Genomic DNA, 13,514 nt, shown 5'->3' with positions numbered 1-13,514 from the left:
ACGTCGCCAGGCAATCGCACCGAAAAGTGAGAGAGCCCAGCACACCACTCTTGCGCGAGTGGCGGAACGGCAGACGCGCTGGCTTCAGGTGCCAGTGTCCTTCGGGACGTGGGGGTTCAAATCCCCCCTCGCGCACAAGAGGGCACAGACGAAGTGCCCGCAGCAGTACCGATGAAACGGGCTGATCGTGAAAGCGATCAGCCCGTTTCTGTATGTCCGGGCCCAGGGGGCGGGGCGTGGCACGACAGCGGGTTTCGGCCGGGCCCCGGTGTGGGCTACCTCACTGGGGTGTCGAACCCGGTGTCGAACCGGGGGCGGCGCGTGGTTCACCCGGCGGCGACGAGCGGCTCGCGCGGAGCCGGGGCGGCGGATGCCGGGAGCCGGGGGCGCGGCGGCTTCACGATGCCGAGGGCGTTGCGCATGGTCGCGAGCTTCGCGCTGGTCTCCGCGAACTCCACGTCCAGGCGGCTGCCGGCGACGATGCCGCCGCCCGCGCGCAGCGTGAGCAGGCCGTCGTTGGCGTCGTAGTCCAGTCCGCGCAGGGCCATGTAGAACTCGCAGTCGCCGTCGCTGTCGAGCCAGCCGACCAGGCCCCCGTAGTAGCCGCGCGCCGACTCGTTCGCGGTGATCAGGTCCAGCGATGCGGCCTGCGGCACCCCGCAGACGGCGGGGGACGGGTGCAGTGCCGAGACGAGGTCGGCGACGCGGATGTCGAAGCCGCGCAGGCGGGCCCGGATCGGAGTGCCCAGATGCCAGACGCCGGGCGCCTCGATCAGCTCGGGCCGGCCGGGGTGGTCGAGGAGGGTGCAGAACGGGGCCAGGTTCGCGAGCATGAACTCCACGAGGTGGTGGTGCTCCACGAGGTACTTGTCCGTGAACAGCTCGGCGCGCGCCCGCTGTTCGTCCTGGGCGGGGGTCAGGGTCGGATCGCGCGGGACGGTGCCCGCGAGCGGCGTCATGGTGATGGTGTCGCCGGACTTGCGCAGGAACAGTTCGGGGCTCGCCCCCATGGTGTGGACGCCCGGGGCGTGGAGGTGCTCGACCAGATAGCTGTGCACGCGCGGATAGAGGTCGGCGATGCGGCCGTAGAGGTGCAGCGGGTCGATGGGCGCGAGGCCGGTCGACCGGAACCGCTCGGCACGGGCCACGACGATCTTCTCCAGGGCGCTGCCCGGCGACCGGAGCATCGCCAGCACCGAGTCGACGAGCCGGATGTAGCCGGCGATCTCGGTGTCGTTGAAGGGGACGTCGGGGAAGAAGGACCCCGTGTCGCGGGCCGGTGCGACGGACGGCCGGTGGGCGGCGCGGCGGCCCAGGTAGAAGGAGGAGGTGCCGGAGGCGGGGTCGAAGGGGACGGCGCCGGCGACGAGGTCGCCGAACCGGCCGCCACGGACGGCCCGTTCGGCCTCGGCCAGGTCGCCGAAGGTGCTCAGCGGACCCTCCAGGCTCGCCGAGGTGCTCGGGCCGTGCAGCAGGAACGGGGTTCTCGCGCGGTCCGTCCCGGGTGCGGGGAAGCGCTGTTCAGACATGGATCGGCCCTCCGGTCCGTGCGGACCACGGAACGTAGTCGGTGTATCCCGAGCCGTCGCCGCCGTAGAAGCGGCTGGGGTCGGGAGCGGTCAGGGGTGCCCCGTGCTCCAGGCGTTCGGCCAGGTCGGGGTTGGAGACGAAGAGCCGTCCCAGGGCCACCGCGTCGGCGCCGGCGGCCAGTTGGCCGCCGAGCCGGTCGCGCAGTTCCCCGGCGGACCAGGACAGGTCCGTGCCCATGTTGTGGATCCAGCCGCCGGACCGGTGCGCGCGGAGCAGGTCGAGTACGGCCGGGTCGCTGCCGGTGATGGTGTGGACGTAGGCCAGGCGGCGCACCGAGGGGTGGCCGAGCAGGGCCGGGTAGACCTCGGCCGCGGTCGCCTCGGTGAGGCGGTTGGCGGAGAAGCCGGGAGAGATGCGCAGACCGGTGCGGGTGTGGCCGATGGCCGCCGAGACGGCCTCGACGACGCGGACCGCGAAGCGGATCCGGTGGTCGCCGCCGTACTCGTCGTCGCGCAGATTGGTGCCGGAGGCGAGGAACTGGTGGACGAGGTAGCCGTTGCCGCCGTGGATCTCCACCCCGTCGAATCCGGCGCGCACGGCCAGGGCCGCCGCCCGGGCGAACTCCTCGACGACGCCGTCGATCTCGCCGGTGGTCATCGCCCGCGGCACGGGCTGCTCGACGGTCCGCCCGTCCAGGACGGCGGTGTCGCGGGGCACGACCGCCGACGGCGCGAGGCAGGTCCGGAACCCGTTGACGCTCGGGTGGGCGGCCAGGCCCGCGTGCATCAGCTGCACGACGATACGGCCGCCGCGTTCGTGCACGGCCCGGGTGATCCGGGCCCACGCGGCCACGTCCCGGGCGGTGATCAGATGGGGGCTGCCGGGCTGGCCCTTGCCCCGCAGCGAGGGGTGGACGCTGCCGGTCACGATGAGACCGGCGGACGAGCGCTGCGCGTAGTAGGTGCGCATCAGGTCGTTCGGGGTCCCGTCGGCGTCCGCTCTGCGGCGGCCCATCGGGCTCATGACGATCCGGTTGGCGGCGTCGATGGCGCCGAACCTCACCGGTGAGAAGAGCTCTGCTGACATGTCAGCCTTCCTTGTCCTGGGGGGCGGGTGCCGGAGCGAGGCTCAGCCGGGTGCGGATCGCGGAACGGTCGATCTTGGAGTTGGGCAGCAGCGGCAGGTCCTCGCCGAAGACGACCCGCTTGGGCATCGCCGCCCGGCCGAGCAGCCGCCCCACCGACTCGCGGACCGCGCCGCTGCCGAGGGCGCGCATCCCGGCGCGCGGCACGACGTGGGCGCTGACCAGTTCGCCCCATTCGGGGTCGGGCAGGCCCATGACCACGGCGCTGTCGACCCAGTCGAGGCCGAGCAGCACCTCCTCGACGGCGCCCGCGGAGACCTTGACCCCGCCGGTGTTGATGAGGTCGTCGGTCCGGCCGAGCGGCACCAGGCGGCCCGCGTCCCAGCGGCCCCGGTCCGCGGTGCGGAACCAGCGCACCCCCGCGGCGTCGACGGAGAACCGGCTCTGTTCGGCCTCGGCGGCGCCGAGGTAGGTGGTGGCCACCGTGGGTCCGCCGATGTGCACGATGTCGTCGACGAGCCGCACCTGGACGCCGTCGAGCGGCACCCCGTCGTAGACGCAGCCGCCGCCGGTCTCCGTCATGCCGTACGTCGACAGGTGGCGGGTGACCTCGCGCAGCCGGTCGGCGGTGGCCCGGTCGAGCGGGGCCCCGCCCACCAACACCGCGTCGAATCGGGCCAGTTCGGCCCGGGCCTCGGCGTCGGCGAGCAGCCGGCGGACCTGGGTGGGGACCAGGGCCGTGTACCGGCGCCCGCTTCCCATCCGGCGGGCCGCGGCCACGAAGGCCGCCGCGTCGAAGCGGCCGCCGGCCGGCGTGGTGACCCCGGTGCCGCCGACGACGGCGCGGGACAGGACCTGGAAGCCGGCCACGAACCCGAGCGGCAGGCACAGCAGCCACTCACCGGGTCCGCCGAGGCGGGACAGCGTCGCCTCGGCCGAGGCGAGGAGCGCGGAGCGCGGCAGCGCGGTCCGCTTGGGGGCCCCGGTCGAACCGGAGGTGGACAGGACCACTCCGGTGCCCTCGGGGACCGTCGGGGGCAGGTGGGCTGTCTGAGCGGGGTCGGCGACCGGGGCGATGGCGTCGCCGCCGCGCTGCATCCGCTCGATCTCGGGGAGCAGGAACCGGACGGCCGCGCCGGGTTCCGCGGGCAGGACGATCGGCCGCAGGGGGATGGCTGACACGAGGTTCCCTCAGAAGTAGTAGGGGTGGGCGGACCAGTCGGGGGTGCGCTTCTCCAGGAAGGCGTTGCGACCCTCGACGGCCTCGTCGGTCATGTAGGCCAGGCGCGTCGTCTCGCCCGCGAACACCTGCTGGCCGACCATGCCGTCGTCGGGCAGGTTGAAGGCGAACTTGAGCATCCGGACGGCCTGCGGCGACTGCGCGGTGATGTCCCGGCAGTACTCGATGGCGGTGCGCTCCAGTTCGGCGTGCGGCACCACGTCGTTGACCGCGCCCATCTCGCGCATCCGGTCGGCGTCGATCTCGCGGGCCAGGAAGAAGATCTCGCGGGCGTACTTCTGTCCGACCTGGCGGGCCAGGAGCGCCGAGCCGTAACCGGCGTCGAAGGAGCCGACGGTGGCGTCGGTCTGCTTGAACCTGCCGAACTCGCGGGAGGCGATGGTCAGATCGCAGACGACGTGCAGCGAGTGGCCGCCGCCCGCGGCCCAGCCGGAGACCGCCGCGATGACGACCTTGGGCATGGTGCGGATCAGGCGCTGCACCTCCAGGATGTGCAGCCGGCCCGCGCGGGCCGGGTCGATGTGCTCGGCGGTCTCGCCCTCGGCGTAGCGGTAGCCGTCACGGCCCCGGATGCGCTGGTCGCCCCCGGAGCAGAACGCCCAGCCGCCGTCCTTGTCGGAGGGCCCGTTGCCGGTGAGGACGACCGCGCCGACGTCGGAGGACATCCGGGCGTGGTCCAGCGTGCGGTACAGCTCGTCCACGGTCCGGGGGCGGAAGGCGTTGCGCACCTCGGGCCGGTCGAAGGCGATGCGCACCCAGGGCAGGTCGCGCACCACGGCGCCGTCGGCGTCGCGCTCCACGCCTCGGTGGTAGGTGATGTCCGTGAGGTCCTCGAAGCCGTCGACGACGCGCCACGCCGTGGGGTCGAACGGGTTGGCCACCTCCTCGGTGCGGGCGGCGGGGGCGGCCGGGGTGACGGGGGCGGGGGTGGTGATCGTCATGATTCTGTTTCCACTCGTTCGGGCTGGTCAGCCGACCAGGACGGGAGCGCCGGCCGGGGCGGCGGGGTTCAGTGCGGCGGTGGCCCGCCCGCTCGCGCGGGCGTGCAGTTCCCTCAACCGGGTGCGGGCCACGGGGACTTCGAGGACGACCGGGCGGTCGCAGGCGCGGGCCGCGGCGAGCGCGGGGCCGAGTGCCGAGGGCTCGACGCTCTGGTGCGAGACCCCGTAGGAGCCGCACAGGGCGGCGAAGTCGACGTTCTGCGGGGCCCCGTAGATCCGCTCGAAGGTGTTTCCGTACGGTGCGGAGCGGTACTTGGGGTGGCCCTGTTCGAGGACCTCGAAGATGCCGCCCCCCGCGTCGTTGGAGACGACGACCACCAGGTTGGCGGGGACCTGTTCCAGTACGCCGTTCTGGAGGCCGACCGCGTCGTAGGCGAAGGTGAGGTCGCCGACGAGGGTGACCACCGTGCGGTCCGGGTTGGCGAGGGCGGCGCCCACGGCGGAGCTGATGTTGCCGTCGATGCCGGCCACTCCGCGGTTGGACAGCACCCGCACCCCGTCGGGCAGCGCGGCGGTCAGGGACACGTCCCGGACCGGGTTCGAGGCGCCCACCCACAGCAGGTCGCCGGGGCGCAGGGCGCGGACCACCGCGTCCGCCACGCCCACCCCGGTGCCGCGGTGGCCGGGCTCGTCGAGCGTCTCGGCCCAGGTGCGGCGCAGGACGGTGTCCAGGCGCGAGAGCCGGTCCGTCCACTCGGGGGCGGGCGCGCCCTCGAACACCGGGTGCACGGCGAGTACGTCGATGTGCGGGGCCGCGTAGACCCAGGCGTCGTCGCCGTCGCCGAGCAGGACGGTGGTGACGTCGGGCCGGGCGAGCAGCTTGCCCACGTTGCGGTGCAGGGTCGGCCGCCCGGCCACCAGGACCTGTTCGGGCCTGATGTGGTCGAGGACCCACGGGTGCAGGGCGGTGCGTCCGTCGAGGGCGACGGTCGGCTCCGCGATCAGCGGGACGGACCGGGGGATGCCGGTCAGGTCGGCGCCGTCGCCCGCGACCACGACGGTCGGGCGGGTCAGATCGACGCGGTGGGGCTGTGCGGCGGCGCGGTCCCGGTCGAAGGTGCGGAACCACGGCCGGCCCTCGGGGCGCCCGGCCGGGAAACGCACCGCCCGGTCCTGCGGCGGGATGCCGGACGGCAGCGGTACGTCGATCTGGACCGGTCCCGGCCGGCCGGCCAGCCGCCCGGCGCCGATGCCGAGCGCGTGACAGATCTGGGCCCGCACGACGCGGTTCATCTCCTCGGCATCTTCCGGCACTTGGAGGTGCTGGACGTGGCGTACCTGCGAGGTGAGCAGTTCGGCCTGTTCGACGGTCTGCGAGGCGCCGGTGCCGAGGACGGCGAGCGGGCGGTTGGCGGTGACCAGGACCAGCGGGAGCCGGGAGTAGTGGGCCTCCGTCACGGCGGGCAGCAGATTCGCCACCGCCGAGCCCGAGGTGGTCACGACCGCGGCCGGAGCCCCGGTCGACTTGGTCACGCCGAGGGCGAGGAACGCGGCGGAGCGTTCGTCGAGGCGGACGTGGAGGGCGATCGTGCCGGCCGCCGCGCGCCGGGTCAGCTCGAAGCCGATGGGGCCGTTGCGGGAGCCGGGGCAGTAGACGAAGGTCTCGACGCCGCCCCGGACGAGTTCGTCCACGACGACCGCCGCGGTCACGGTCGGGTCCACGGCCGTGGCGGCGGGGCCCGGTTCAGCGTGGTGGTTCATGGTGGTGGCTCCCCATGCACTGGCCGATCTGGGTGAGGACCGGGCTCGGGTCGGGTTCGTTCAGGAGCGCCCACGGCCAGTGGCCGAGGATGTCCGATGAGGCGGTGGTGACGTACACACCGGGCGGCAGGGCGGCGCCGCCGTCCAGGCGGGTCGCGGACCGGGCCCGCCGCGCCCCCGCGAAGAGCGCGCCGCTCACGGCCGGCCCGTCGGGGCCGCCGACCAGGACCACCGGATGCGGCGGCCAGGCCGTCTCCGGCGTGTCGGACAGGACCATGCGGGAGCCGGTGAAGCCGGCGCGGGACCACACCGGCGGCTCCTCGCCCGCGGCGGTCAGGGGCGGGCGCGGGTGGATGCACGCGGTGCGCTGGATGTCGGAGCGCCGGGGCCGCTCCACGGTCGGCCCGGGCGCTCCGGATTCGGTGCGTCCCACCCAGCGGTCCGTCGTCTCCTTGATCGCGCCGAGCTCGTCGGCCATCTCGGCGCGGCGCAGCGCGTCGTAGCGGACCAGGGCGGCCGGTACGTCGACCGGACTCTCGGCCGCCCCCTCGACTGCCGTGTCGCACAGCTGGGTTGCCAGGGCGAAGGCGTCCTCAAGGGCGTTGTTCATGCCGCGTCCGCCGGCCGGTGACTGGACGTGGGCCGCGTCGCCGATCAGGGCGACGGAGCCGCGGGCGAACGTCTCGGCCATGGCGACGGTGACATGGAACTCGGCCTGCCAGGTCGCGGTGTCGACGGAGAGCGGGAAGCCGTGCTCGGCGGCGGTCTTCAGCAGGAAGCCGGCCGGGTCGGCGTCCGGGTCGAGGACGGGGACGACGACGCGGGTGCCGCCCGCGGGCAGCGGTACCGAGACCAGCGTGCCCCGCCGGCCCACCCAGGTGATCGAGGTGTCCCGGGGGAACAGCCCCTGCTCGTCGGTGAAGTCGAGCAGGGCGAAACGGGAGGCGTAGCGTTCGCCGGCCGACTCCACGCCCAGCTGCCTGCGCACCACCGAGTGGGCCCCGTCGGCGCCGACCAGGAGGTCGGCGGTGAGCTGTTCGGTCCGGCCGTCGCCGTGGTCGACGGTGACCCGCGGGCGCCCGTCGGCGCCCGGGACGAAGGAGGTGACGGCCGCGCCGCGCACGACGACGGCGCCGAGGGCGACGGCCCGCTCCTCCAGGATCTGCTCCAACTCCCCCTGGGGGAGGGTGTGGAAGGCGTACGGGCCGAGGTCGAGGTCGCGCTCCGCGTCGTCGGAGACGAAGCGCAGCCGTTCGACGCGATGGGCGCGGGCGCGGACCCGCCGGCCGACGCCGAGGGTGTCGAGCAGGTGGGTGGCCGGAGGCCACAGGGTCGGGGCGCGGGTTCCGGCGCGGCGCCCGGTGAGCGGCTCCAGTACGGTGACCTGCCAGCCGGCGGAGCCGAGCAGGCCGGCCAGGGCGAGTCCGGCGGGGCCCGCCCCGGCAATCAACGCGGTCGATTGCCGGGATGCGGACGGGCCGGCGGCGTCAGGCCGCATGGGAGGCCCCGCCGCGCAGCAGCTGCTCAAGGCGGTTGCGCTGGACCTTCATGGTGGCGGTGCGCGGGAACTTCTCGAAGGGCAGGATCACCGGCGCCTCCAGGCGCGGCATGTCCGCCACGCAGGCCCACCAGGCGTCCCAGTCCATCTCCTGGCCGTCGGAGACCGAGACCACCGGCTGCGGGTCGCCGTCGGCGGTGCGCACCAGGACGACCTCGTTGAGGAAGTGCAGCTTGTCCAGGAGCGCGTCCTCGATCGCCAGCGTGCTCTTGACCTCGTCGATGAGGTCCACCTGCCGGTCGTGCAGAGCCAGTTGGCCCGTCGGCGTGATCTCGCCCTGGTCGCCGCTGTTCCACCAGCCGTCGCGGAGGTTCTTCTCGAACCGCTCCTCCTCCCCGTAGTACGTGACCGCACGGCCCCGCGACGACATCTCGATGACGCCCTGCTTGCCGCGCGGCAGCGGGTTGCCGGCCTCGTCGACGACGCGGACCCGGGTCAGCTTGGGGACGCCGTAGCCCATGCCGCGGGCGTCGCTGTACCGCAGCGAGGTGCGGGTGTTGGCGCGGACCACCATCGGGCCGCACTCGCTCTGGCCGTAGACCTGGAGGTAGACCGGCACCCGGTGGCCGGAGGCGTTCAGGTACTTGAGCATCGTCCCCTTGTTGACCGCGTCGAACGTCGAGTGCACGTACTTGACGCTCGCGAAGACCGACGGGTCGCGGTCGATGAGGGACGTCCAGCGCACCAGGTGGTTCGGGTGCGATTCGAGGGCGAGCGGCCGGTACTGGCGCAGCATCGTCTCGACGTTGTCCTCGCGCGGATCGCCGATGTTGAGAAAGGAGAAGCCGTACGACATCAGCGAGGAGATGCCGATGTTGAAGCGGCTGTGCACCGGGGAGATGTGGAAGGCGATGAGCCCCTGGCGGTCGACGAAGGACAGCACCCGGCGCTGCCAGGTGACGCGCCAGCCCATCGACGTGGGGGAGTGGGCGATGAACTTGGGGATGCCGGTGGTGCCCGAGGTGTGCGTCATGTACGCGATGTCGCGCACCGCGGGCTTGCGGGCGGGGCCGCCCGGCTTCTCGACCACGGTGTCCCTGATCACCTGGGTGTCGAGCTTGCGGGTCTCGTCCACCGAGGTGATGGCGGCGACCTTGTCGTTGGTCGCCGCGTCGAAGACCAGCCACGGCTGCTTGAGCCGGGCCGCCATCACCGTGACCGTCTCGGCGTCCAGGTGCGGGGAGATCATCACCGGCACGGCGCCGGCGTAGGAGACGGCCACCGCGAGGAGGTAGCTGTCGAAGAGGGCGGACTTGTAGACGACGACGTGGTCGCCCGGTGCGATGCCCTGCGCGACGAACTGCTCACCGCGCCGGGCGACGGCGGCCGCCGCCTCGCCGTAGGTGACGTGCAGACCGATCTCGGGGTAGGCCGACAGCGGGGCGTCGAGGTGGATCATCGAGGCGGGGTGGGCATCGGCCGCCTGGCGGAAGTTCTCGTACAGGTACAGCGGACGGGACGTGGGCTTGAAGAGCTCCTTGATCGGGAACATCAGCGGGCACCTCCGGCGATCGAGACGAGACGGTCAACGAGGTAGCGCATGGCGGCGAGGTTCTCCTCGGGGACGTTCTCCGGCTCACGGCCGGAGACCGAACTGATCCCGTAGGGATTGCCGTTGAGGGGCGTGTGCTGCTCGGGGCCGGTCAGCCCGGCCGGCACGATGACCGCGCCCCAGTGGTAGAGGATGTTGTTGAAGGACAGGACCGTGCTCTCCTGGCCGCCGTGGTTGGTGGCCGTCGAGACGAACGTGGTCATGAACTTGTCGGCGAGGCCGCCGGCCAGGTGCAGCGGCAGGGTCTGGTCGACGAAGTGCTTCACCGGGGCGGACATGGCCCCGTACCGGCCGGGGGTGCCCCACAGCACGACATCGGCGTCGGCCAGGTCTTCGAGGGCCGCCTTGTGGACCTCGGCGGTGCGCTGCGGCTCGTCGATCTCGGGCAGGCGGTGGACGCCCACCTCGTGCCCGAGGGCCTCGGCGTGCTCGGCGGCCGCGCGGGCCAGCAGATGAACGTTGCCGCTCAGGCTGTGGTAGATGACGGCGATCTTCACAGCTCGGTGCCCATCGAGACGTCGAGCCGCTGGCCGGTGATGGCCTGGGACGTCGACTGGGCGAGCAGGCCGATGATCTCGGCTATGTCGGCCGGCTTGGCGATCTTGCCGAGTGCCGAGGTGGCACGGGTCGCCGCGGCGGCCTCGTCGTTGTCGCGCAGCCAGCCGGCGTTGATGTTGGTGTCGACGACACCGGGGGCCAGCAGGTTGACGGTGATGCCCTTGGGGCCGAGCAGGACGGCGAGGTTGGTGGTCAGGTACTCCAGTGTGATCTTGCTCATGCCGTAGCCGGTGAGCGCCGGGTAGGCGTAGCGGGTCAGGCCGGAGCCGGTGAACACGATCTGGCCGCCGGGCGCGGTCATCCGCTCCGCGGCGCGGACCGCGAGCCCGTACGGGGCGACGGTGTTGATCTGGAGGAGGCGGCCGAGGTCCTTCTCGCCGAGCTGGGTCGGGTCGCCGAACGGCGCGATGCCCGCGTTGAGGTAGACGAAGTCGAGCGTGCGGCCGGCCAGCGCCTCCTCGACCTGCGGCCACAGGGCGGCCACGGCGTCGATGTCGGAGAAGTCGGCCGTCAGGGCGGTGGTGGTGGCGCCGAACTCCTTGGCCTCGATGGCCAGTTCGTCCAGGCCGTCCGGGGTGAGGCTCTGCACGATCAGGTCGTGGCCCAGCTCGGCCAGGCGCAGGGCGGACGCGCGGCCGATGCCGCTGCCGGCGCCGGTGACGAAAGCGACGCGGTTGCTCATGGAAGGTGCTCCTCTGGATGCGGGTGCCGTGCGGCGATGTGCGCGGCGAGGGGGAAATCGGGCGGCGGGTCCTGCTGCCGCCGGGCCGTGTCCGGCTCTGGTGAAGAGCTTCGTCCGGGGCCGGAAGTAGTTCAAGTAGGAACTTTTAAGTGCCTATACTCTCCGCGCTCCGGCCGGCGCCAGTGGGCGCGGGGACGCCCGGGATGGGCACTTTCAGGTGCCTTCTTGTTCCGCCCGGAGGGGGCGCGGACGATCACTGGGACCGGCGGAGTGACTCCTCAGGGCTCCTTGTCCGCAGCCGTTCCCCTCGTGCAAGGTTGCCGTCCGCACGGTCCCCCGGCTCTTCACCAGCTCTTCACCAGCTCGTCCGGTCGCCAACGACCGCCGTACCCCTAGGACTTGCCATGGCTCCTGTCACCCGTCACCTCGCCGTCGTCGGCGCCGGCCCGCGCGGTCTTTCCGTACTGGAGAGGCTGTGCGCCAACGAACGCCTCAAGCCCTCCGCGGACGGTGTGGTCGTGCACCTCGTGGATCCCCATCTCCCGGGCGCGGGCGCGGTCTGGCGCCCCGATCAGCCCGGTGAGCTCCTCACCAATACGGTCGCTTCGCAGATCACCGTCTTCACCGACGACAGCGTGCGCATCGAGGGCCCGATCGAGCCCGGCCCGAGCCTGTACGAGTGGGCGCAGAGCCTGGCCCTGCTCGGCGGCGACGGCGACTACGACGAGCGGACCCTGGCCGAGGCCCGCCGGCTGGGGCCCGACTCCTATCCCTCGCGCGGCTTCTACGGCCACTACCTGCACGACTGCTACCGCAGGATCGTCTCCCGCGCCCCGGCCCACATCGCGGTGCGCGAGCACCGCACCCGTGCCGTCGTGCTGTCCGACGCCGTCGGGGCGTCCGACGGCCCGCAGAGCCTGCGCCTGGAGAACGGCGCCCGGCTCGACGGCCTGGACGCCGTGCTCCTCGCCGTGGGCCATGTCGGCACTCATCTGACGGCACGTCAGCGACGCACCGCGGACCTCGCGCTCATCCACGGGCTGACCTATGTCACGCCCGCCAACCCGGCCAATGTGGACCTGAGTTGGGTCCAGCCGCAGCAGAACGTGCTGCTGCGCGGCCTCGGCCTGAACTTCTTCGACTACATGGCCCTGCTCACCACCGGACGCGGCGGCCGCTTCGTCCGCGAGCGCGACCGGCTCGTCTACCGCGCCTCGGGCCTCGAACCGCGTCTGTACGCCTTCTCCCGCCGGGGCGTGCCCTACCACGCGCGCGGCGAGAACGAGAAGGGCGCCTTCGGCCGCTACTATCCGCGCCTGCTCACCGCCGAGTACGCCGCCCAACTGCGCGCCCGCGCCGCGGCCGGGGAGCGGATCGGCTTCACCGAGCACCTGTGGCCGCTGATCAAGCGCGAGGTCGAGAGCGTCTACTACGCCACCGCGCTGCGCTCCCGGGGTGTCGCGAGCGACGTGGTGGAAGGGTTCACCGACCGCTACCTCGGCCTCGCCGAGGGCGCCGACCCGTCCGAACTCCTGGCCGCCCACGGCGTGGAGGCACAGGACCGGTTCGACTGGGTCAAGCTCACCGACCCCTGCCGCGATCTCACCTTCGCCTCCCGGGACGAGTACCGGGACTGGCTGCTCGACTACCTGCGGGCGGACGCCGAGGCGGGCCGCGCGGGGAATCTGTCGGGCCCGCTGAAGGCCTCCCTCGACATCCTGCGCGACCTGCGCAACGAGATACGCCTGGCGGTCGACCACGGCGGGCTCGACGGGGAGTCCCACCGCGACGAACTGGAGCGCTGGTACACGCCGTTGAACGCCTTCTTGTCGATCGGGCCGCCGGTGCTGCGGATCGAGGAGATGGCCGCCCTGATCGAGGCCGGGGTGCTCACCGTCACCGGCCCGGGCACCGAGGTCAGGCTGGATTCCGCGGAGCCCTCCTTCATCGCCGCCAGCACGCGGGTGCCCGGGCGCTCGGTGCACGCGACGGCCCTGATCGAGGCCCGGCTGCCCGAGCCGGACGTGCGCCGCACCGAGGACCCGCTGCTGCGCCATCTGCTGGAGACCGAGCAGGCCGTCCCCTATCGCATCTCCACCGCGCAGGGCACCGAGGTGGAGACCGGGGGGCTCGCGGTCACCGAGCGCCCGTACCGGATCGTCGACCGGCGCGGCCGGGCGCACCCGCGGCGCTTCGCCTACGGCGTCCCCACCGAGTCGGTGCACTGGGTGACCGCCGCGGGGGTGCGCCCCGGCGTCGATTCGGTCACCCTCGGCGACTCCGACGCCATCGCCCGCGCGCTGGTGTCGCTGCCCCGCCCGGACCTCACACGCCCGGACACCCCGCGCCCGGACCTCACCCGCCCCGACACCCCGCGCCCCGACGGCACGCGCCCGGACACTCCTCGCCCGGACCTCACGCGCCCGGACACCCCGCGCCCCGACGGCACGCGCCCGGACACCCCGCGCGCCGTCCCCGGCGCGGCCCCGGGGCCGGCGGACCGCACCGAAGTCCCCTCCGCCGCGGCCGAGTCGGGCGTCGTGCGCGAGGTGATCGTGTGAGCGCGCGGAGCCGTCCCGGGCGGAGGGAGCCGGAGCAGGAATCCGGA

10 protein-coding genes and 1 tRNA gene are annotated in these 13,514 nt (G+C 73.0%); 2 read left to right on the top strand and 9 right to left on the bottom strand.

The annotated features are described in order from the left end of the window. Nucleotides 1–52 precede the first annotated feature (52 nt). Nucleotides 53–135 (top strand) — tRNA-Leu (locus ACFYNP_RS02645). A gap of 191 nt (nucleotides 136–326) precedes the next feature. On the opposite strand, the gene ACFYNP_RS02640 is transcribed toward ACFYNP_RS02645, so the two are convergent. Genes ACFYNP_RS02640 through ACFYNP_RS02600 form a run of 9 tightly spaced genes read right to left on the bottom strand, consistent with a single transcriptional unit; the run spans nucleotide 327 to nucleotide 10,906 of the window. Beyond that, nucleotides 327–1,529 carry an isochorismate synthase MenF gene (locus tag ACFYNP_RS02640; RefSeq protein WP_388781935.1) on the bottom strand — a complete coding sequence of 401 codons (1,203 nt, stop codon included), beginning with the start codon at nucleotides 1,527–1,529 and terminating at the stop codon, nucleotides 327–329. Then, nucleotides 1,522–2,616 (bottom strand): alkene reductase, encoded by a 1,095-nt coding sequence (locus ACFYNP_RS02635; RefSeq protein ID WP_388781933.1) that lies wholly within the window; start codon nucleotides 2,614–2,616, stop codon nucleotides 1,522–1,524. The genes ACFYNP_RS02640 and ACFYNP_RS02635 overlap by 8 nt, the downstream gene beginning before the upstream one ends. Nucleotide 2,617: 1 nt before the next feature. After that, the gene (locus ACFYNP_RS02630) at nucleotides 2,618–3,796 is read right to left on the bottom strand and encodes an AMP-binding protein (RefSeq protein ID WP_388781930.1); all 1,179 of its coding nucleotides are present in this window, start codon (nucleotides 3,794–3,796) and stop codon (nucleotides 2,618–2,620) included. A gap of 9 nt (nucleotides 3,797–3,805) precedes the next feature. Further along, complete coding sequence (locus ACFYNP_RS02625; RefSeq protein ID WP_388781927.1) at nucleotides 3,806–4,795, bottom strand: 1,4-dihydroxy-2-naphthoyl-CoA synthase; 990 nt, start codon at nucleotides 4,793–4,795, stop codon at nucleotides 3,806–3,808. A 27-nt stretch (nucleotides 4,796–4,822) separates the two neighbouring features. Next, entirely contained in the window at nucleotides 4,823–6,556 is a 1,734-nt protein-coding gene (gene menD, locus ACFYNP_RS02620; protein WP_388781924.1) for a 2-succinyl-5-enolpyruvyl-6-hydroxy-3-cyclohexene-1-carboxylic-acid synthase, read from the bottom strand. Then, the gene (locus ACFYNP_RS02615; protein ID WP_388781921.1) at nucleotides 6,540–8,054 is read right to left on the bottom strand and encodes an FAD-dependent oxidoreductase; all 1,515 of its coding nucleotides are present in this window, start codon (nucleotides 8,052–8,054) and stop codon (nucleotides 6,540–6,542) included. Before ACFYNP_RS02615 ends, menD begins: the two co-directional genes overlap by 17 nt. Beyond that, nucleotides 8,044–9,606 carry a class I adenylate-forming enzyme family protein gene (locus ACFYNP_RS02610; protein ID WP_388781918.1) on the bottom strand — a complete coding sequence of 521 codons (1,563 nt, stop codon included), beginning with the start codon at nucleotides 9,604–9,606 and terminating at the stop codon, nucleotides 8,044–8,046. The genes ACFYNP_RS02615 and ACFYNP_RS02610 overlap by 11 nt, the downstream gene beginning before the upstream one ends. Next, nucleotides 9,606–10,163: an NAD(P)H-dependent oxidoreductase gene (locus ACFYNP_RS02605; protein ID WP_388413877.1), complete on the bottom strand. Its 558-nt coding sequence runs from the start codon at nucleotides 10,161–10,163 to the stop codon at nucleotides 9,606–9,608. The genes ACFYNP_RS02610 and ACFYNP_RS02605 overlap by 1 nt, the downstream gene beginning before the upstream one ends. Then, on the bottom strand, nucleotides 10,160–10,906 hold the full coding sequence (locus tag ACFYNP_RS02600; protein WP_388781915.1) for an SDR family NAD(P)-dependent oxidoreductase: 747 nt from the start codon (nucleotides 10,904–10,906) through the stop codon (nucleotides 10,160–10,162). Before ACFYNP_RS02600 ends, ACFYNP_RS02605 begins: the two co-directional genes overlap by 4 nt. A gap of 404 nt (nucleotides 10,907–11,310) precedes the next feature. Here ACFYNP_RS02600 and ACFYNP_RS02595 point away from each other — a divergent pair, with 404 nt between their 5' ends. Then, nucleotides 11,311–13,467 (top strand): FAD/NAD(P)-binding protein, encoded by a 2,157-nt coding sequence (locus ACFYNP_RS02595; RefSeq protein ID WP_388781912.1) that lies wholly within the window; start codon nucleotides 11,311–11,313, stop codon nucleotides 13,465–13,467. Nucleotides 13,468–13,514: the final 47 nt, after the last annotated feature.

This window comes from Streptomyces sp. NPDC006691, assembly GCF_042869955.1.
Classification (GTDB): domain Bacteria; phylum Actinomycetota; class Actinomycetes; order Streptomycetales; family Streptomycetaceae; genus Streptomyces.
The sequence above is the reverse complement of the archived record's forward strand: the minus strand, read 5'-3'. Positions and strand labels throughout refer to the sequence as shown.